The following is a 19,313-nucleotide window of genomic DNA, read 5'->3' as shown; positions in this document are numbered from 1 at the left end:
TATCATCAGGGAAAAGTCTGGACAAATAAGAACCAATGGTCAAGGGGCAAGAATCACATGACAGATTCTTGCCCCTATTATTTTCAATTTCAAATCTCTTACAATTCGTTCTTATGCAGCACTGCATGCAGTTTTGCGCTCTGACAATGAATGTCGATATGGCGCTGGAGCTTCTCGTAGATGCTGTTTACCTCTGTGTAATAATCCAAAGCATTGATTTCTCCATGCTGGAGAGCTTTGGAGAATAGTACTATAGACTCCTGCATCATCTTGACATCACTATGGTCAAGCACCTGCTGCAAGCCGACAAGCTGTTGATAGCCAGACTGCAACTGCGATTCAGCATCCTTGCGTGCCTGCTCCACTTGCAGCTCTGCACTCTGCCGGCGCTCCCGGGCTGCCTTGATTCTCTTGCTGTTGCTATAGAGCGGAAAGCTGACTCCTACCTTAAGGCCGTTCACACCTTCTTTCTGCTCCGTGTTGCGACGATAGCCAAAAGAGATGTTAGGCAACCACCCTCTTTTCTGCATTTTCACATTCATATCAGCAGATTTCAGCATCGTCTCAGCCATCTGTATATCGGCATCGCTGGCAAGATAAAGAGCCTTGTAGGACTCAAAGTCCTTTATCGGCTGGAATTCAGGAAACTTCTCACTGTCAATTGTCACGGGCTTTCCGCCATTCAGCTGTTGCAGCTGCTGTAGCAGGAGCATCCGTTCGTTTTGCGCCTCGCTTACCATGGTCTGCACCTCCATGTAGTCGAGCTTCACCTTGTTAACCTCAAGGATATTTGCATCTCCTGCCGCCATACGTTTGTCGTACATCTGATGCAGGGTTTCGCTGTTCTTCAGACGCTGGTCAAGCATTGCCAGGGTCTTGTTCAAACGTATCACGTCGATACACAGCTGTTCCGCTTCGAGCAGTATGTCGCGACGGTTCTTTTCATACATTTTTCCGCCCACCGTCTTCTGAATCTTCGCCTGCTTGTTGCGGTCGGCATACTTGGTAGGAAACTGTATCTCCTGGCTCACCACGAGTTCACTCTCCGCCACGCCCGAATATCCGCTTCTGAAGAACGGGCTGTATTCCACCGACAGTCCGTCGAGGGAATTTTCAGCCTTTATGTCGAGTACGTCAGCCTCGTTATCGTGCTGCAGAGCTTTCAGAGTGAGATTATTCTGGGCTATCTGCTTCAGCACGTCGTCAACGCTGTTGTCTGCCGAAGCTGTGAAAGCCATGATTACGAGACTAACGGCGATTAGAAATCTTTTCATATATTACGGGGATTATAAATGCGTTAAGTAATGTTGAACTAATCAATCCTCCGAGAATTACCTTTGCCATAGGCGACTGTATCTCATTTCCCGGCAGGTCTCCACCAAGGGCGAGTGGCACGAGGGCAAGAGCCGAAGTGAGAGCCGTCATCAATATAGGATTCAATCGAGACAGCGAACCGTTCACTATAGCCTCCCTTACTGTAGCGCCTTCTTCTTTGCGCAGACGCTTGTATTCTGTCACGAGGAGCATTCCGTTTCGTGTGGCGATACCAAAGAGGGAGATGAATCCGATGATTGCCGGTATGCTCACTTCTCCTGTAGTAATCACCAGAGCAAATATACCTCCGATGAGTGCAAGAGGCAGATTCATAAGAATAACGCCTGCTTCCTTGGCATTGCGGAACTGCATGAAGAGCAGCAGGAAAATTATTGCAATGGCGATGGTACAAGTGAGATAAAGCACTCTGCTTGCACTCTCCTGGCTCTCAAACTGTCCACCGTATTCTACGCGATAGCCTTCTGGCAATTTCACCTCTTCGCCCACTGCTTTCTTGATATCAGCTACGACGTCGCTCAATGCCCTGCCGCTGGTGTTGGCAGATATTACTATCTTGCGCTGCACGTTCTCACGGTTGATGGTGTTCGGTCCGGCACTCGACACGATGTCTGCCACGTCAGACAACGGCACCTTGCGTCCGTCTGGCGCGTCTATGATGAGGTCGCTTATCTCATCGTAGTAGCCGCCTTTCACCACGAGGTTGAAGGCCCTGCCAGCCTCATACACCTGAGAAACAGTTTCACCGGCAAGGTTAACAGAGATGAACTCGTTGAATTCGGGCAACGTGATACCGTTGCGCAAGAGGAGTTCGCGGCGCGGAATGATTTTCAGTTCCGGACGCTCTATCTGCTGTTCCACATTCAGGTCGGCGATTCCGTCGATGTCCTTGCAAGCCTTCTTTATCTGATTGCCGATGGTGAACATCTTGTTGAGGTCTGTTCCAAAGAGTTTTATGGCGATGCTTGCCTGCGTACCTGAGAGCATGGCATCGATACGATGGGATATCGGCTGGCCTATCTCTATGTTTGCGCCCGCCAATACGGAGAGGCGATGGCGCACATCATCGAGTACCTCCTCATGACTACGGCCGTCGAGCTTGAATGGTGCTTCTATCTCACTTACGTTCACACCGAGAGCATGCTCGTCGAGTTCTGCACGTCCTGTTTTCCTCGCCACGGTCTGAATCTCCGGTACCTGCAGCAGCAGCCTTTCCGCCCGCGCTCCTATGGAATCGCTCTCCTCCAGGGAAATGCCGGGAAGCGAGGATATGTTTATGGTGAATGATCCCTCATTGAATTTTGGCAGGAAACTGCTGCCAAGCGAGAGGAATATCACTAAAGCCAAAACAAGCAATGACGCAGAGGAAATGATGACGGTGCGGGTATGGTCGAGCACCCAGAGCAAAGCCTCACGGTAGTATTTCTTCAGCCACACCGCCACGAAAGCCTCCTTCGGCATCTCACCATTGCTTTTGTTCAGCATATAGCTGCAGAGCACCGGTGTGAGCGTGAGAGCTACGAGTGTGGAAGCGAACAAAGCCGTGACGAAAGCTATGCCAAGAGGAATGAGCATCCTGCCCTCCATACCGCTGAGGAAGAACAGCGGGGCAAAGCTGACGATGATGATAAGTGTGGAATTGAGAATCGGCATACGCACCTCACGTGAGGCGTTGTATACGAGTTCTATTATCGGTATGCGCTCTGCCTCCGGCAGTTCGCGGTTCTGCCGTATATGTTTATACACGTTCTCCACATCCACTATGGCATCATCCACAAGCGAACCGATGGCAATTGCCAAACCGCCAAGGGTCATGGTGTTTATGCTTATGCCAAGAACGTTAAGCACTATCATTGCCACGAGGAATGAAATCGGGATTGTGACAAGTGAAATCACCGTAGTACGCACATTGGCAATAAATATCATCAGCACGATGACCACGAATATGGCTCCCTCGATGAGCGACTTCTGCACGTTGTCGATACTGCTGTCGATGAAATCTGCCTGACGGAAGATATCGGTTGAGATATGTACATCTGCCGGAAGGTTGGTCTTCAGTTCGTCGAGCGCATTGTTCAGTTGTTCGGTGAGTTTCAGCGTACTGGTATCCGGCTGTTTTGTCACAGTGAGCAATACTGCCGGACGTGCCTTCTCGCTTGCCACACCGAGTTTGGGCGACTGGTTGCCTACCTTGATGTCTGCGACATCGGCAAGTGTTATCACGCTCTCGCCGTTTTTCTTCACGATGCAGGCACCGATCTTGTCGATATCGTTGGTAGAGGTGATGCCGCGGATGATATATTCGTTGCCGTATTTATAGCGCACACCACCATTGGTGTTGGTGTTCATGCCGCGTGTGCTGGCCATAACTTCGGAGAGCGACACACCGAAATGCTTCATCTTGCCGGGACTGATGAGTATCTGGTATTCTTTGATGTCACCTCCGTGCACGCTTACCTGTGCCACGCCACCCGTTGAGAGCAGCTGCGGACGGATTACCCAGTCGGCATAGGTGCGCAGATCCTGAAGCGACGCCTTGTCGCTGGTAAGACTCACGATGAGCACCTCGCCAAGAATAGACGACTGCGGTCCGAGCACCGGCGCACTGACACCTTCTGGCATCTGTTCGCCAACGGCTGCGAGTTTCTCGCTGACTATCTGGCGTGCAAGATATATATCTGTGCCCCAGTCGAACTCTACCCAGACTACAGAGAAGCCATGGGTTGACTGCGACCTCACCCGGCGCACTCCAGTGCTGCCGTTCACTGCCGTTTCTATAGGAAAGGTGACGAGCTGTTCCACCTCCTCTGCTGCCATACCTCCCGCTTCTGTCATTATGACAACGGTTGGGGCATTGAGGTCGGGGAAGACGTCAACTTCGGTCTTGCTTGTAGAATATAGCCCTGCGATGACAAGCAGAACTGCCGCCACAAGAACGAGTATTCTGTTCTCAAGCGAGAACCTGATAATCTTGTTCAGCATAATTTATAATCTGTCTGTTACGTAGGATTTTCTTTAATGATTATGGTTGTGGGCAGGGATAGCGTTAGAGGCCGAAGCGAGCTTCACCTGTATGGCTCCCTTGGTCACCACCCTGTCGCCTTTCTTCAGTCCGCTGAGGATTTCCACCCTGTCGCCATCGTTCTCGCCGAGTGTCACCTCCTGCTTGCGATATCCCTCCTTGTCCACCTGGATATAGATGTAATGCACGCCCTGCTCTTCCGTTATGGCAGTGAGCGGCAGGGTCATCACGTTAGGTCGGTCTTGGGTGATGAGGAATATTTCAGCGTAGGAACCCTGAACAACATCGCCTGTATTGTTGAATTCGAATATGACTGGAATGTAGGAGTTGTTTACCTCTGCCGAACGTCCATACGACTGTATGTGTCCGCCCATATCAGTGATGTCATAAAGGCGGTCACTGTAGCTGGTACGGAATTTCGCACACTTTATCTTGTTCAGTTCCTTGAACTCGCGCTCTGGAATTTCTGCGCGGAGATAGAGATGTTGGTTCTGGGTTATGATGGCAAGCGGCTGGCCAGCCTCAACATAGTCGCCGCCGTTAACCAGACACTGTTTGATGAAGCCTCCGCGAGGTGCGGTGACTACTACGCCGCCAGCACTGCGTGTTTTCTGCATGCTTGTATATGTCAGTTTTGCAGCCTCATATTCTGCCTTCGCCACAGCGAGGTCTTTATCGCTTATTATCTTATCTTTTATAAGGATTCGCGCACGGGTGTAGTCACGCTCTGCACGCTCGTAGTCGATACGTGCACGCTGCACGGGATCGCCGTCGGCAACCTGCATTCCTGCTGACGTGATTGAGAACAAGGCCGCACCATTGGCTACCTTCAATCCTTCACTCACATGATTCTTGTTTGCCACACGGCCACTGATTGTGGCAACGACAGTGGTCTTGTCGCACGATGCAGACAACACTTTACCGCTGGTATGGATAACGCCATGAAAGGTTCCAGGCATAATTGTTTCAACCTGCACTCCGGCAGCTTTTGCCTTTTCTGGAGTCAGCAAAATCTCGTCACCATCGTGGTCATGGTCATGGGCGTCTTCGCCGGCATGCTGCTCCGTCTCTTCTTCATGGTCATGATCGTGGTTTTTGCTGCCACAGGCAGCCATACCAAGAGCGAGAATGAACAGCGATAAACAGTAAAAGCTTTTCTTCAGCATAATTCTTGATTCTTTATTTTTTTCGCTTTTTCATTTATTTGGATGCAAAGATACCACAACAGTATTGCAACCCGATTGCAAAAGCGGATTTCCAAAGATGAATGATAATCTGAAGTATAGCTCCCCATCTGACAATAAACCTCAAACGGACATAATGACTGATAGGGGTTAAAAATCCACTCTTCTGAAAATCAGAATTCAAGCAAGCGCCAACGACCGATTTGGGATCAATGAAAACAAAAAAAAGTGCGTCTGAACCATTCGGTTGACACACTTTAATATGATTAGGGATATTGTTTACCCTGGAAATACCTTCAGAACATTACTTGATGAACTTCTTGCCATTCTGAATGAGAATTCCCTTGGCATTGGCATTTACGCGCTGACCTGCGAGATTGTATACAGGAGCGTTCACGTCGAGCTTGTCAGCCTTGATCTCGTTGATGCCAGAAACATCAGTGGAAACCTTGAAGTTTCTGATTTCCCATGTACCGGCAGCTTCGTCGGTGCTTACATACTTGAAGCCGACCTTTATCTTCTTGCCCTCATAACCGGCAAGGCTTACTGCCTGAGTCTCAAAAGGAGAGAAGCTCTTGTCCTGTGGCACTTCTGGATATGCGATAGAAGTAATCTGAGTCCAGTCGCCGCCCTCGACCTTGATCCACAATGTAGCCTCCTCTGAAACATTGCCAAAATACTTAGACACGGCATGGTCGAAATACAGGCTACGTATTACTTCTGCTGCAGAAAGTTTAATCCAAGGAGAAACGAGCCAGCTTTCAGAAGGAAGGTTCTTCTTGTTGACAAAAGCAGAAGCCTTGGCACACTTATATTTTTTGTCGATAGACCAAACGTATGAGAGACCCTCAGAAAGGTTCACGTTGTCGAGAACGAAGGAACCGAACTCTGTCTCAAACGACTCTGAGTAAGGCTCTTTAACTACATCGAGAGCTGGAGTTGTGACAGTGAGTGTATATGATGCAGAACCACCATTATATTCATCGTTTTCTGCAGCAGTAGCAGTGATTTTTGTCTCACCGGCAGCGAGAAGTGTCACTTCGCCTGTCTCAGCATTAACGGTAGCCACAGCCTCGTCTGACGAAGTATAAACCACGGCAGCAGTGGTAGCCTTTGTGAGAGTAGGAGCAACGAAAGCCTCGCCTACAACACCACTTGCTGTAGTCTCACTGAACGACAGTGCCGGGTCTTTCTTCATTGGAGCGGAAGATGACTGGTATGTCACTACAGCAGAGCTGATCGGAGTGTTCTTCTCTGTAATGTTGGTTGAGATAACCACACTATTGGCTGAACCAGTCCATGTGCCATTGGCGTATGTACCTACAGCAGACTCGAATTTTGCAGGAACTTTGGCTGTAAGCTCAACCTTTGTGATGACATTACCCTCTGGCACTTTGAAAGTCATATCTGAGCCTTTATAGAAACGCAACTCGTTGCCGTTGGTTGCTTTCCACCAACGGGTCTGACCATTGAGAGTAAGAGTGACATCACCCTCTGTACATACCGTAGGGTCAGCGTTGTATTCTTTTGTAGAGCCACTCAAAAGTGTCATGCCATAAGCAGACTCGCCTGTGAAATCGAATTTCGCAGTCTTAGACTGTGCGAACATTCCCATTGTCATAAGCAATGAAACGAATAATAGTAAAGTTTTCTTCATAATGTAATAATTAATTAAACAATATATTTACACAATTTTATTTGCTTGAGCAATTTTATAATCCAAAGCTTATCTAATGCAAAGATAATGCAAGGCGAATGCAGAACATCAAGCTTGCTTGAGTGTTATGCTGAGGTGAAGCTTATCTTATGCAAAGATAATGCAAGGCGAGAGGAGAATGAAATGAAGACATTCATTTCTTATCCCGAGCCGAAGCTTATTTTATGCAAAGATAGAACTTTTATAGATATGAAGTATCTCTTTGCGTGTTAAAATAAGGTTAAGAAACAAAAGTCATTAAAAAAGGGAAGCACCGAACAGCACTTCCCTTCTTTATCGCTAATAAGAAAACGGTCATTTTGCGGAATTATAATTTTTCGAACCTCAACGACCGTTTCAAGATAATTGAAATTATTTCTTCAAGACTTTGTCTACTACAGTCTGGCCATCTGTCAAGACCATCTTGCGAATTGATATTCCCTGCTGTGGCTCAGAGAGTCTGACGCCATTCAGTGAATAATACTCGATTGACTTGACCTCAGACTTCGTTGACGAAGCAGAAATGCCTGATGTAAACGCTGGATAATACTCATTCACTGGCGACACGGCATCAGCATTCTGTGATTTCACGATATGCTCAACGATAGAATTGAGATATACTTCAAGATTTGAATACCAACCCTTCGCGGTATCGAGAGTCTTCAACTGTGCATCGCTTGGGTCATCAGGATTAAGACCGTTGGCAATCTCCCATTCGTCTGGTATGCCGTCGCCATCAGTATCATAGTTGGCAGCACGTGATTCTGATGGAAGTTCGGGGAAACTTGCCGTAGCGGAATTCTGGCTGTCTGAAGACGGATCGTTGATAACATCGATAATACCAGGAACATTGGCATGAGAAGCGTTATAGGTAACAGTACCATTTGTTGCCTCTTCCACATAGCGCACATCACAAGCATCTCTATAGAGACTCGCTCCACTGTATGCGAGTACCTTCTCGTATGCCGTCTCAGCGGTCTGGGTAGTGATGGTGCCCGGGTCAAACTGACTGTCAAGTTTTATCTTGATGCAGTCTACACCGCTGGCATCCTTCACATAGGTTTGATCCTCACCATAATAATGCTTGGCATCCTGCATATAATAATCATTGCCTATCTTGATTTTCTGGTCGTAAATCACACCGCTCCAATCATAGTTGGCAGCCTTGGAACCGGCTGCAGACACGTAGTTTCCGCTGATAAAATAACGGCTGGAATAGTTGGGGAACGGATTGTCGCCGCCGTTTGATGCATCAGAGAATGAAATCTGCGTAACGCGAGTCTTGTTCTTCGTGCCAGGACCAGCCTTGAAATAGTTGTTCACCATATTCACATAGCCACCACCAGGACCGCCATAACAACCGTTTCCGTTACCCCAGTTATAAACCACGCAGTTACGGAAGTCTACCCTCTCTGCCTGTATGGAGTTGGCATATTGGGTTTTGTCATAACCGTTCCAGTTATAGCGGGCGCCATTGAAGCGAGGTGCTCTGTTCTGGACGTGGGCAAGGAAGTTATGATGGAATGATGCCGGTTTTCCACCCCAAATACCACCATAGCTGTGGTCACCTTTAGCATGTCCTGCGTTGAGGCCTTCGGCGAGCATACACCACTGCAGGGTGAAATCCCTGTTGTCATAGAAAGACGCTAGCTCATCAATGCTCCACGACATAGAGCAGTGGTCGATGAGGATATTCTTACGGTATCTTCCCCATGTTGCATCGGCACCGTCGTCAACATGCTTCACCTGTGAACGGCGGAAGCGCAAGAAACGGACGATGATATTATCACAGTTTGTGAACTCCACGGTGTAATAACGGAGTGTAATTCCGTTGCCTGGTGCCGTTTGTCCTGCAATAGTGGTATTTGATGTTATTTTGAGGTTTGACTTCAAGTCGATGTAACCGCTCACGTCAAACACGATGGTGCGAGGACCAGACTGCGACAAAGCCCATCTGAGTGAACCAGTGCCGCTGTCGTTGAGATTTGTGACATGATAAACCTTTGTCGTACCATCGGCAGCGCGTCCTCCGGTGGCTGCGTAACGGGCAAATCCCTCTGCACCAGGAAAGGCAGGAGCACCAGTCTGTGCTGATGCTGAAGCGGAAAGTGCCAAAGCTACTAATGGCAAACATAAATTCTTCATAATTTGATATTTGTTTTAGTTTGATTTTATGCGTCCTTTTGGATAAGGCAGCAACGGAGTCGTTACTTGTTGAGCGACTCCACGTCGTAGCCAAGATGTTCCATCTCCAATGAAGCCCAGATAAACGGACCAACGCCCTTGCCGTCGTTGTCGCGGATTGGCTCACTGATATAATACTCGAAAGAACCATCGCGGCGCTTGTTCTCCTTCACCTTTGGAGCTGCCTTCAGCACCTTAGCGCTGAGACCCGGACCGAGTCCTGACACCTCGCAGCAACGTGTGAGAGAAAGGGTCTTGTCGGAATTCACTTTCACGAAATTGTTGAGGATTCCCTTATATGCCTTGATGCCGGCTTCCTTCAGTTCGTCACCGAAATAACCGAGGCGTGAGCCCTTCAGCAGTACGTAAGAGAACATTGAAGATGCTGTTGCCTCAAAATAGTTACGATTGTCTTTCACGTCCATTACGTCATACCAAAGGCCAGTCTTCTTGTCCTGATATTTCACGGTCTTTGTCATCACGTCGTTGAGCATCGCTACGAGAGCCGGACGGTTTTTGTAGTCTGCCGGCATTGCATCGAGAACTTCAAGGATTGCCATTGCGAACCATCCCTGTGCACGAGCCCAGGTGTGCTGCGAGAGTCCTGTCTGCTTGTCAGCCCAGAACATCTCGCCTGTCTCATCCCAAGCATGCTTCCAGAGACCGGACTTGTCATCGAAGGTTCTGTTGTATGTCTTGGTAATCTGTGTGAAAGTGTCATCGTAATATTTCTCTGCCTTTTTCTCGCCTTTCAGCTTTGGGGCTGCCATTGTATAGAACGGATGACCCATGTATACTCCGTCGAGCCACACCTGATATGCATAAATAGCCTTATGCCACCATACGCCGTCGTTTGTGCGTGGCTGTTTCTCAAGCTGCTTGAAGATGGTCTTCAAGGCAAGTTCATTCTTCTTCTCAGGGAACAGTTCATTCATACGCAGGATGAAACGCGCCGGACGGGTATTGTCGAGGTTGAAAGCTGAATACTCATAACCTGTGATATTACCATTTTCGTCTATCATCTTGGCTGGATACTGCTTTAGATAATTGATGATGCTCTCATCTTTGCTGGCGAGATAAGCATCGAGAATTGCCTCCTGCTCTATACCAACCACATAGCCCCACTTTGGAGTCTTTGCGAAATCGAGATAGCATGGATCCGGATTGCGCTGCATTTCTGAGTGTGCCATCCACTGGCTGTATGTCTTGTAAGGCAGCTGCGAGAGCACTTGTGAACCATTGATTACGAGGTTCTCATAGTTTGGCTTGTCTGTCTGGCCTGTGATATACACAGGCTGGCCATATACTCCTGTGAAGTTACAGTTTTTCAGATTGATGTTGTGGATAGTGTTGATGTTGTCGAAGCCAACGATCATAACGCCATACTTGCTCTTCTGGCAGGTCACATTCTCCATGTATACGTTGCGCACGGTTGGATAGAAGCCACGACGACCCTTCTCCTTTGGTTCATAGTTTGTGTTTATCTTCAACACCGCCTCACGGCACTGTCCAACCTTCACGTTGCGGAAATATACATTCTCAATCACACCGCCACGGCATGAGTTTGTCTTGATGCGGAGCACACGCTCCAGGTCCGGACTGTCCATCGTACAGTTTTCAACGAACACGTTGCTGCATCCTCCTGAAATCTCAGAACCGAGCACCACACCACCATGACCGTCTTTCATGTTGCAGTTGCGGATGATGATATTCTTGCTTGGACGCCCCACGTATTTACCTTTACCGCCCTCACGGCCGTCTTCATTACGTCCGCTCTTGATTGCGATACAGTCGTCGCCGGTATCAAAGATACAGTTCTCAATAAGCACGTTCTCACAAGACTCAGGGTCGCAGCCATCGCCGTTAGGACCGTGATTCTCAACATGTACGCCACGCACCGTGATATTCTTGCTCAGCAGTGGATGCATAACCCAGAATGGTGATCGTATCATCTTTACGCCCTCGATGAGAATTCCGTCACATTGGTTGAGGTTCACCGTCTGAGGACGAAGACCTTTCCACGGACCAAAGACGCGCTTTTCAACAGGCACACCGTCTTCTGCCATCTGCAGCAAATCGGCACGGCCGCCAGGATTCTGCTGTTTCTCCTTCACCTCTATGTTGCGGCTCTTCGGAGTCTTGCCGCTCATGAGCCACCAAGTCTCGTCAGATCCGTTGCCATCAATAACTCCCTCACCGGTAATGGCGATGTCGGTCTCCTTGAAAGCATAGATAAGAGGTGAGTAGTTGATACAGTCGAGACCTTCCCAACGTGTTTCAACAAGGGGATAGAGACTGCGGTCGAACTCGAAGAAGAGTGTAGCGTTCTTCTCTATCACGAGGTTTACATGACTACGCAGTCTGATGGCTCCTGTCTTCCATGTTCCGGCAGGGATAACCACCTTGCCGCCGCCAGCCTTTGAACAAGCCTCGATGGCCTTGTTAATGGCTTTCTGGTTCTTGGCTGCCGTATTCTTCAGCGAAGCGCCATACTTGGTGATGCTGAAGGAGCGGTTAGGGAACTTCGGTTCTCTGATGCTCTGCTCCACTTGCTTGTAGTCTGTATCCCACACCGAAGCCAATAGGCTCATAGGGAAGAGCAAGCAAAGCAGTAAAAATGCTTGTAGCTTTTTCATACTGTCTTGTTTGAAATGTATTCAGTTAAGTTTTTTAGAAATACAATAGTAGTTTTATTTTTTGATGTTGCAAAGATACGCATAATAAAATACATCTGAAAAATATAACAACAAAAATAAGGATTATTTGCATTTATCATATAGCGAACCACGACATTGAATGACACGCACACTAAAAGCAATGACACAAAAGCTGCCTTATAACATAAAAAAACGGGACAATTTGTTAAATTCAACATTTTATAGTCGGAATTCTTGCAAGTTTCATAATAAAGGCTTACATTTGCCACATCTTATTTATGATTTCGCCATTTACGAAATCTCATGAGGTTGGTAGCATCCTGCGCCAACCTCTTTTTTTTACCCAAGCTATCCCTTGAATACAAAAGACGGCAAATCTTTGGAGTTCTGCATTGGATTGCTTACATTTGCATGTCAAATAAACAAAAAGCAATTATACACACCATTCCAATGAAACACATTTACAGTATACTTCTTCTCTTTCTCATCTTGGCGTTCACATGCTGCGAAAAGCCCGTAATCGACGACACTGAAAACAAGAAGGAAAACAACGATAAAGTCAACGGATCAACCTCCACCGGCAACAATGGCGACAACGGCGGATGGGCAAACGGTGACGGAAAGAACGATACTGAATGGGTGAGCACCGACACGGTGGACGTATACACATTCAAGAACCACGTCTTCGAAGACCCCATCTGCGTGAAAGGCTATATCGTAGGATGTGCTACATCAACGGGAGGCTACAAGTATTTCTTCGACAGTCCCTATGAATCAAACACATCCATCCTCATCGCCGACGATAAGAACGAGAAATCAAAATCCAACGTCATAGCCATACAATTGAAGAACGGTTCGAAGATTCGCCGCGACCTGAACCTCGTGGACAACCCTGGAAACATACAACGGCTCGTTGCCATATATGGCTACCAGACAAAATACATGAAGATGACAGGAATGAAAGAGATATTGAGTTATGAACTGAAATGAAAAGCAACGCCCCTCGATGAACGCCCCTTACATCGGCTATTCAATTTCCGCAATCAAGTCTTATTCGGGACTTGCGCGTCAGTCAGACAATGCTCATGCCGAGCATACCGACAAAAAGGCATTGCCTCACGACAACGCCTTTTCTCAGCATAAAAAATAACTTATATAATAATACACGTATGATTGCCATACCAAACGTCCCGCAAAAGCTGCCGAAATCAAAGTATGGTCAAGCACAATTATGACGTAAGCGAATGTCGCCAAGCAAATTATACTGCCGACTACATATCAACCGCTTCATATATTTACACAATTACGCTTCCACTCCTTACATCGAGAAGATTCCGCAAAGACTAACATAAAGGCAGGTATTCTGACTTCGCTCCACTCTCATGACACCTTCCCACCCGAAACAGAAAAACCGAAGAAACATTCTTCTGGGCAGTGGCCTGTCGTCACTGAGCATAAAGGAGCTTACAGCTGCGGGACAGTCGGAGATTCTCACTCCGTTCCCTTTCAATCACGTATTAGGCGAACCTTTACGGTGCAAAATTATAAACATTTTTCGAAACTTCAAAGAAAAAACGGCATTATAAAGAAAAAAATTTGTTCAAACAAACATTTATACTTACTTTTGCAAGTGTGTTGAACATCTATGAAAAAGATATAAACGCAAAAGAGAGAACATTATTATATAATAACAAATAAAATTCTAAAGCCTATTGAAACATCATTTACTTCACTAAAAAATTGAATTAAAATGATAAGACTAAATGAAATGACCGATGAAGAGTTGGCATTGTCATACGTTAGAGGAAACAATCAGGCCTTCGATTTGTTATTATCTCGAAATCAATCCAAATTGTTTTCATATATCCTGTTCGTAGTGCACGAGCCGGACTTGGCTAATGATATCTTCCAGGAAACCTTTGTGAAGGTGATAACAAAACTGCAGGAGGGCAGATATATTGACTCCGGCAAGTTTTCGGCATGGATAATGCGCATCGCCCACAATGTGATAATGGACTGGTATCGAGACAACCGCGCCAAAAACATCGTGGAAACTTCTGACGACAACGACCTCTCGAATGTCACAGGAAACGACATAACAGACTTCAACATCGAGGACAGATATGTCAACGAGCAGGTGCTGCGCGATGTGAAGAAGATGATGAACCTGCTGCCTCCGACACAGAGGGAAATTGTCTTCATGCGCTTCTATCAGGAGATGTCGTTCAAGGAAATCGCCGAGACTACCGGTGTGAGCATCAACACTGCCCTGGGACGAATGAGATACGCCATACTCAACATGAGAAGAATGGCGAGAAAGAATAAGCTGTCACTTGAAACCGTTTATTGACACAAAGCCATAAACGCAGCACTCATGACGTTTCAACTACAGGAACTTATATTTTAGCCTCAATCGGTCATCAGGCCGCTTGGGTTTAAAAGGTCTATATAACATCTACAAAACATACGGGTAAATCCATATTTCTAAAAAGGACTATGGATTTACCCGCATTATTTTATTCTTGAATCAAGATCACATACATACTTCCCCAATGGTCTTCACCATGCAACCTACATTATTGTTATATTGAGGAAAACTTCCATATCAGAGCGATCTCAAATCATGGATTGTCTGGATAGGATCGGCAGCCTTGAACACATAGCTTCCGCTAACAAGAACATCCGCACCTGCCTCAACGAGACGCGGAGCGGTCTCAGCCTGCACACCACCGTCAATCTGTATCAGAGCACGAGAATTCTTCCTGTCCACCATCTCACGCAGCGCTCTCAGCTTGTCGATAGTGCCCTCGATGAATTTCTGTCCGCCGAATCCGGGGTTGACGCTCATCAGCAACACCATGTCCACATCATTCAGGATATCCTCAAGCAGACAGACTGGAGTTGAAGGATTGAGAGTCACACCAGCCTTCATGCCGGCATCGTGAATCTCCTGCACAGTACGATGCAGATGCACGCAAGCCTCATAATGCACGTTCATCATCATGGCGCCGGTCTTTGCCGTGCGCTGCACATAACGCTCAGGGTGTTCAATCATGAAATGCACATCGAGAGGCTTCTTGCAAATCTTTGCCACCGCATCGATAACGGGAAATCCGAATGAGATATTAGGAACGAATGTTCCGTCCATAATGTCAAGATGCAACCAGTCAGCATCACTTTTGTTAATCATTTCCACCTCATGGCGCAAGTCTGTGAAATCAGCAGCCAGCAGGGATGGAGAAATAATTGTTGCCATAAATTCTTTTAAATATGTTTTTCAGTTTATCAGTTTAGACAATAGGATTTCATACTGCCATTGATGTTCATCACCCTATAGGTGTAGGCAAAGGCTTTGATAATGTCGATAGTACGCTTCGACGGCATTGGATTTTCTGAAGTAAAATGTTCCATAGGCATTGTTTTTTGAAATAAATTCATCCCTCTATTGTATTAACGCATCTCCTCGGGATTTATTACATTATGATATATTTTTTTCTGATTACGACCTGCATACCCCAATGGGAATACTTCCCGTTGGCGGAATTATGTTATGTTGATAGATATGAGTAAAAGTTGCCAATATCGCCGATTTTCAGTAAAAACAAGAATTTCCGAAAAACTGTCAGACCATCTGGTTTTTTGCCGTAATATTCTGACAGACAGGCACTTGACCATCTATCAACTGTCAGCCAATTGTCTGGATGGTTTGCTGATGAAAGGGATTGTCAGGTGTAAGGAATTCAGACGACATGAATTGCATGCGTTGGCAGAATCCTGGAAACTGGAATATGGGTGTTATAACATTAATTTATTGGGCATACGCCTGACAGCAATTCTGCCCATCCGGGGCAAGCACATTGCCCATGATGGGCAAGCACCGTGCCCCAGTTGGGCAAGCAGCGTGCACTTTAAGTCCCAAGCTGCCATCTGGGTTAATATGCTTTAAATATATTCCGCTAACGTTTTTTTTAGTATATTTGCAACGCTAATCAAATTAATCATTAGAGGAGGAAAGCATCCCATGACTCTACAACAAATGGAATACATCGTGGCTGTATACAGATACAGACACTTCGCCAATGCCGCAGAACAGTGCGGCGTGACACAGCCCACACTGAGCGCCATGATTCAGAAACTGGAGAAGGAACTCGGAGTGAAAATCTTCGAACGTTCATCACAACAGGTCACTCCTACTGCCATCGGCAAACTTGTGGTGGAACAGGCATGGAAGGTGCTTTCGAGAGCAAACAAGATAAAGGACATCGTGGCTGAAGAACAACACTCGCTGAATGGTTCGTTCCGTATCGGCATACTGCCCACGATAGCGCCATATCTGCTGCCACGCTTCTTCACCAAACTGGAGAAGGAGAATCCTGGCATCGACTTCCACATCATCGAGATGAAGACTGCCGACATCAAGAAGGCATTGAACCGCGGCGAACTGGACGCTGCCATCGCCGTGAGACTCGACGAGCTGGAGGCTTTCAACCAGACATCGCTATATTATGAGCAGTTCATAGCCTATGTGGCAGAAACCGACCCGCTGTTCAACAACAAGAACATAAAGACTTCGGACCTTGGCAACGAGTTTCTGTGGCTTCTCGACGAGGGCCATTGCTTCCGCGACCAACTTGTGAAATTCTGCGATCTGAAATCGGCAACAGAGAGCAAATCAAAATATTCTCTCGGCAGCATAGAGACTTTCATGAGAATGGTGGAAAACGGACAGGGTGTGACGTTCATTCCGGAACTCGCCCTTAGCCAACTTTCCGACAAACAGATGCGACTGGTGCGCCCCTTCGCACTGCCTATACCGGTGAGAGACGTGGTATTGCTTACCACAAAGACTTTCGTGCGCCACTCAATGGCTGAACTGATAATCAAAAGCGTGAAAGACAACGTGCCGCAAAGTATGCTGACCTACAACAATACAGAGCAGAGAATCTAGCCCAAATCAGTCATTGGCCGTTATATTAAGAATTTTATAACTGCTTGCTATAAGCGATAAAAGAACAAAAGGTTGAGCAGGGATTACACACTCCCCTACTCAACCTTTTATTTCATTGTCAAGCAAATTCTTCTACTTCACAAATTTCTTCCCGTCTTTGATGTAAATACGACCATCCACAGTGTGTTCTACACGCATACCTTGAAGGTTATAGATGTTGCCATCTTCCACATTGTTGTTATCCAGCGTAACATCGGCAATACCTGCAGCATCTTCATACGTCATACTGCCACTGAGGAGTCTACCTCCCTCGTTCTCTTTAGTCATGATACTCTCCACGATACTGTTCAGATAATGCTCCAGATTGGTATATCCATCGGCAGCGAGCGTATTTCCGTCTGCAGCATCATTCTTGTCGAGTCCATTGGCATCTTCCCAACCATCCGGCATTCCGTCGCCATCAGTATCTGTAACGTCGATAGAAGTATCTGTGGCAAGTGTTGGCCAAGGACTCCAGTCTGCAGAAGCGTCGGCTGGCTTCGTGTCATCCTGACTGTTGATTATGCCTGACGTGCATCCGCTGCCTGTATAGGTATCAGAACCGCTACGGGTATCGCTTACGATGACTTTGTCAAGAGCATCGCGGCGCAATGACGCACCGGCATAGTCGAGCACACGGTTGAAGGCATCTGCCGCAGTATGGGTAGTAACGGTCTCAAATACCATCGGTGTCTTCAACTGTATTGCTTCATCACCAGGATAAGTGCCATCGTTGCCGGTCTTGTCAATCTGGTCGGAAACGCCATACTTGAAGTTATCCTTATTCACCACATCCCAATCTGGATTATGATTGCCTTCCACGTAAAATTTTCCCCACACATGTAGCATCTTTGCCCAATCATTCCACGGTACATTAATCTGAGTGCCATTCACGGTGATTGTGGCAAGTTTTCCGCTCATATCCATCTCGTACTTCGTTCCCTTGATGGTAACATAATTTCTGCCATCTTCTGCCGACCCTTTCACGTCGTTATTCTTGCAGGTTATACCGGTTGTCTGCTGGAATCGTGCTGCAAGGAGTGTCTTGTCCAGACAGTAGTCCACAGTGCGTATACCCGGACAAGCGATGCGGCGCTGGATGGTCTTGCTTCTTTTCCGCGTTGTAGCTCCTGGCTTATAATAGTTGTTCACGATGTTCACGTTCATTCCTTCACCGCCATAGCAGCCGTTGCCGCCCCAGTTGTATATCACGTTGTTACGCATATCCATCCTTTCGTCAGTCTGGGTTCCGGGACGCGGCCCCAGTCGTGGAGTTCTAGAATCGTGGTCGGCAAGCAGGTTATGATGATACGATGCACCGCTTCCACCCCAGTTGCCACCATAGCCATGGGCAACTTTGGAATGTCCGGAGTTCTTCAGACTCTGTGAGGCTATACACCATTGCACGGTGAGATTCTTACTGCCATAGACGGACAGGCATTCATCGATACTCCAGCTCACAGAGCAATGGTCCACTATGATATTCTTACGGTCCATTGCACCAAGTCCGTCACCTTCGTGCTTGTCCACATGACGATTGCCACAACGGAAACGCAAAAAGCGAAGAATAACATTGTCAGAATCTATCGTGAAGGGGTAATCAGCAATACAAATGCCATCACCGGGGGCTGTCTGTCCGGCAATTGTTACATTACCTTTCTTCAACTGCAGAGCACTCTTCAGGAATATCGTACCGCTGACATCAAACACGATGGTTCTGACACCACTCTTGTTGCAAGCCCATCGGAAGGTGCCTTCCGATCCGTCATCATCTAATTTCGTCACATGATACACGGTTCCGCCTCTACCGCCAGTAGTGTAGCGACCAAACCCTTCGGCTCCAGGGAATGCGGGTTGATTGTCGGCAAAAGCCGACATCACAGATGCTGACATCAACACAACAGCAGCACCAGTCAATAATTTTCTGTCTAATTTCATCTTATTTTGATTTGTATAGTAGTCATAACGTCGAGAATCGAATTTGCCATTCAAACCACGACAATAAAGGAATCTCAATATATTTCAAATAGCGAAGATATAAAAAAACGGCGATATAACAATCGAGCATTAAGAAAATCACATTTTCCTTAATACTCGGTTTAAAACGATTTAGCATTCTAATTCAAGATCGCTGCCACCTCATCTTTGTTAATTCCGGTTATCTCTACAATTTGCAGAATGTTCATACCTTTTGAATAGAGAGATTTTACTATATTTTTAAGCTGCTCGCTCTTCTGCTGGAGTTGCTCGC

The 19,313-nt window shown here is 46.9% G+C and carries 12 protein-coding genes and 1 riboswitch; of the genes, 3 read left to right on the top strand and 9 right to left on the bottom strand.

Going from position 1 to position 19,313, the window contains the following annotated elements; genetic code table 11:
* Positions 1 to 98: 98 nt before the first annotated feature.
* The 6 genes from QVO99_RS03405 to QVO99_RS03380 form a co-directional block, all read right to left on the bottom strand.
* Positions 99 to 1,274, bottom strand: a complete 1,176-nt coding sequence (locus QVO99_RS03405) for a TolC family protein (RefSeq protein ID WP_022316195.1) — start codon at positions 1,272 to 1,274, stop codon at positions 99 to 101.
* Positions 1,249 to 4,314, bottom strand: coding sequence for an efflux RND transporter permease subunit (locus tag QVO99_RS03400; protein ID WP_022316194.1), 3,066 nt, complete (start codon positions 4,312 to 4,314; stop codon positions 1,249 to 1,251). The genes QVO99_RS03405 and QVO99_RS03400 overlap by 26 nt, the downstream gene beginning before the upstream one ends.
* Positions 4,315 to 4,347: 33 nt before the next feature.
* A complete protein-coding gene (locus tag QVO99_RS03395) occupies positions 4,348 to 5,517 on the bottom strand; it encodes an efflux RND transporter periplasmic adaptor subunit (RefSeq protein WP_441295402.1) in 1,170 nt (389 codons plus the stop codon).
* 325 nt (positions 5,518 to 5,842) lie between these two features.
* Complete coding sequence (locus QVO99_RS03390) at positions 5,843 to 7,195, bottom strand: choice-of-anchor J domain-containing protein (protein WP_022316192.1); 1,353 nt, start codon at positions 7,193 to 7,195, stop codon at positions 5,843 to 5,845.
* Positions 7,196 to 7,606: 411 nt separating this feature from the next.
* A complete protein-coding gene (locus tag QVO99_RS03385) occupies positions 7,607 to 9,379 on the bottom strand; it encodes a pectate lyase (protein ID WP_022316191.1) in 1,773 nt (590 codons plus the stop codon).
* Between the two features lie 62 nt (positions 9,380 to 9,441).
* Positions 9,442 to 12,054, bottom strand: coding sequence for a glycoside hydrolase family 88 protein (locus QVO99_RS03380; protein ID WP_022316190.1), 2,613 nt, complete (start codon positions 12,052 to 12,054; stop codon positions 9,442 to 9,444).
* A 471-nt stretch (positions 12,055 to 12,525) separates the two neighbouring features.
* Between QVO99_RS03380 and QVO99_RS03375 the strand changes: the two genes are divergently transcribed.
* Together QVO99_RS03375 and QVO99_RS03370 are read left to right on the top strand one after the other, a co-directional pair.
* A complete protein-coding gene (locus QVO99_RS03375; RefSeq protein WP_022316188.1) occupies positions 12,526 to 13,065 on the top strand; it encodes a DUF6359 domain-containing protein in 540 nt (179 codons plus the stop codon).
* 346 nt (positions 13,066 to 13,411) lie between these two features.
* Positions 13,412 to 13,621, bottom strand: a riboswitch (cobalamin riboswitch).
* 204 nt (positions 13,622 to 13,825) lie between these two features.
* Positions 13,826 to 14,425 carry an RNA polymerase sigma factor gene (locus tag QVO99_RS03370; RefSeq protein WP_022316186.1) on the top strand — a complete coding sequence of 200 codons (600 nt, stop codon included), beginning with the start codon at positions 13,826 to 13,828 and terminating at the stop codon, positions 14,423 to 14,425.
* A 255-nt stretch (positions 14,426 to 14,680) separates the two neighbouring features.
* Here QVO99_RS03370 and rpe read toward each other — a convergent pair whose 3' ends face one another.
* The gene (gene rpe, locus QVO99_RS03365; protein ID WP_022316185.1) at positions 14,681 to 15,331 is read right to left on the bottom strand and encodes a ribulose-phosphate 3-epimerase; all 651 of its coding nucleotides are present in this window, start codon (positions 15,329 to 15,331) and stop codon (positions 14,681 to 14,683) included.
* A 29-nt stretch (positions 15,332 to 15,360) separates the two neighbouring features.
* Positions 15,361 to 15,486 carry a hypothetical protein gene (locus tag QVO99_RS03360; RefSeq protein ID WP_022316184.1) on the bottom strand — a complete coding sequence of 42 codons (126 nt, stop codon included), beginning with the start codon at positions 15,484 to 15,486 and terminating at the stop codon, positions 15,361 to 15,363.
* Positions 15,487 to 16,096: 610 nt separating this feature from the next.
* Between QVO99_RS03360 and QVO99_RS03355 the strand changes: the two genes are divergently transcribed.
* Positions 16,097 to 17,023: a hydrogen peroxide-inducible genes activator gene (locus tag QVO99_RS03355; protein WP_022316183.1), complete on the top strand. Its 927-nt coding sequence runs from the start codon at positions 16,097 to 16,099 to the stop codon at positions 17,021 to 17,023.
* Between the two features lie 132 nt (positions 17,024 to 17,155).
* On the opposite strand, the gene QVO99_RS03350 is transcribed toward QVO99_RS03355, so the two are convergent.
* On the bottom strand, positions 17,156 to 18,955 hold the full coding sequence (locus QVO99_RS03350) for a pectate lyase family protein (protein WP_288176933.1): 1,800 nt from the start codon (positions 18,953 to 18,955) through the stop codon (positions 17,156 to 17,158).
* Between the last annotated feature and the right edge of the window lie 358 nt (positions 18,956 to 19,313).

The organism is Prevotella sp. CAG:592, from assembly GCF_000436015.1.
Classification (GTDB): domain Bacteria; phylum Bacteroidota; class Bacteroidia; order Bacteroidales; family Bacteroidaceae; genus Prevotella; species Prevotella pectinovora.
This window is presented reverse-complemented; position numbering and strand designations above follow the sequence as displayed.

Coding starts and splice junctions, on each gene's coding strand:
- QVO99_RS03405 (WP_022316195.1), bottom strand. CDS start 1,274: ATGAAAAGATTTCTAATCGCCGTTAGTCTCGTAATCATGGCTTTCACA.
- QVO99_RS03400 (WP_022316194.1), bottom strand. CDS start 4,314: ATGCTGAACAAGATTATCAGGTTCTCGCTTGAGAACAGAATACTCGTT.
- QVO99_RS03390 (WP_022316192.1), bottom strand. CDS start 7,195: ATGAAGAAAACTTTACTATTATTCGTTTCATTGCTTATGACAATGGGA.
- QVO99_RS03385 (WP_022316191.1), bottom strand. CDS start 9,379: ATGAAGAATTTATGTTTGCCATTAGTAGCTTTGGCACTTTCCGCTTCA.
- QVO99_RS03380 (WP_022316190.1), bottom strand. CDS start 12,054: ATGAAAAAGCTACAAGCATTTTTACTGCTTTGCTTGCTCTTCCCTATG.
- QVO99_RS03375 (WP_022316188.1), top strand. CDS start 12,526: ATGAAACACATTTACAGTATACTTCTTCTCTTTCTCATCTTGGCGTTC.
- QVO99_RS03370 (WP_022316186.1), top strand. CDS start 13,826: ATGATAAGACTAAATGAAATGACCGATGAAGAGTTGGCATTGTCATAC.
- rpe (WP_022316185.1), bottom strand. CDS start 15,331: ATGGCAACAATTATTTCTCCATCCCTGCTGGCTGCTGATTTCACAGAC.
- QVO99_RS03360 (WP_022316184.1), bottom strand. CDS start 15,486: ATGGAACATTTTACTTCAGAAAATCCAATGCCGTCGAAGCGTACTATC.
- QVO99_RS03355 (WP_022316183.1), top strand. CDS start 16,097: ATGACTCTACAACAAATGGAATACATCGTGGCTGTATACAGATACAGA.
- QVO99_RS03350 (WP_288176933.1), bottom strand. CDS start 18,955: ATGTCAGCATCTGTGATGTCGGCTTTTGCCGACAATCAACCCGCATTC.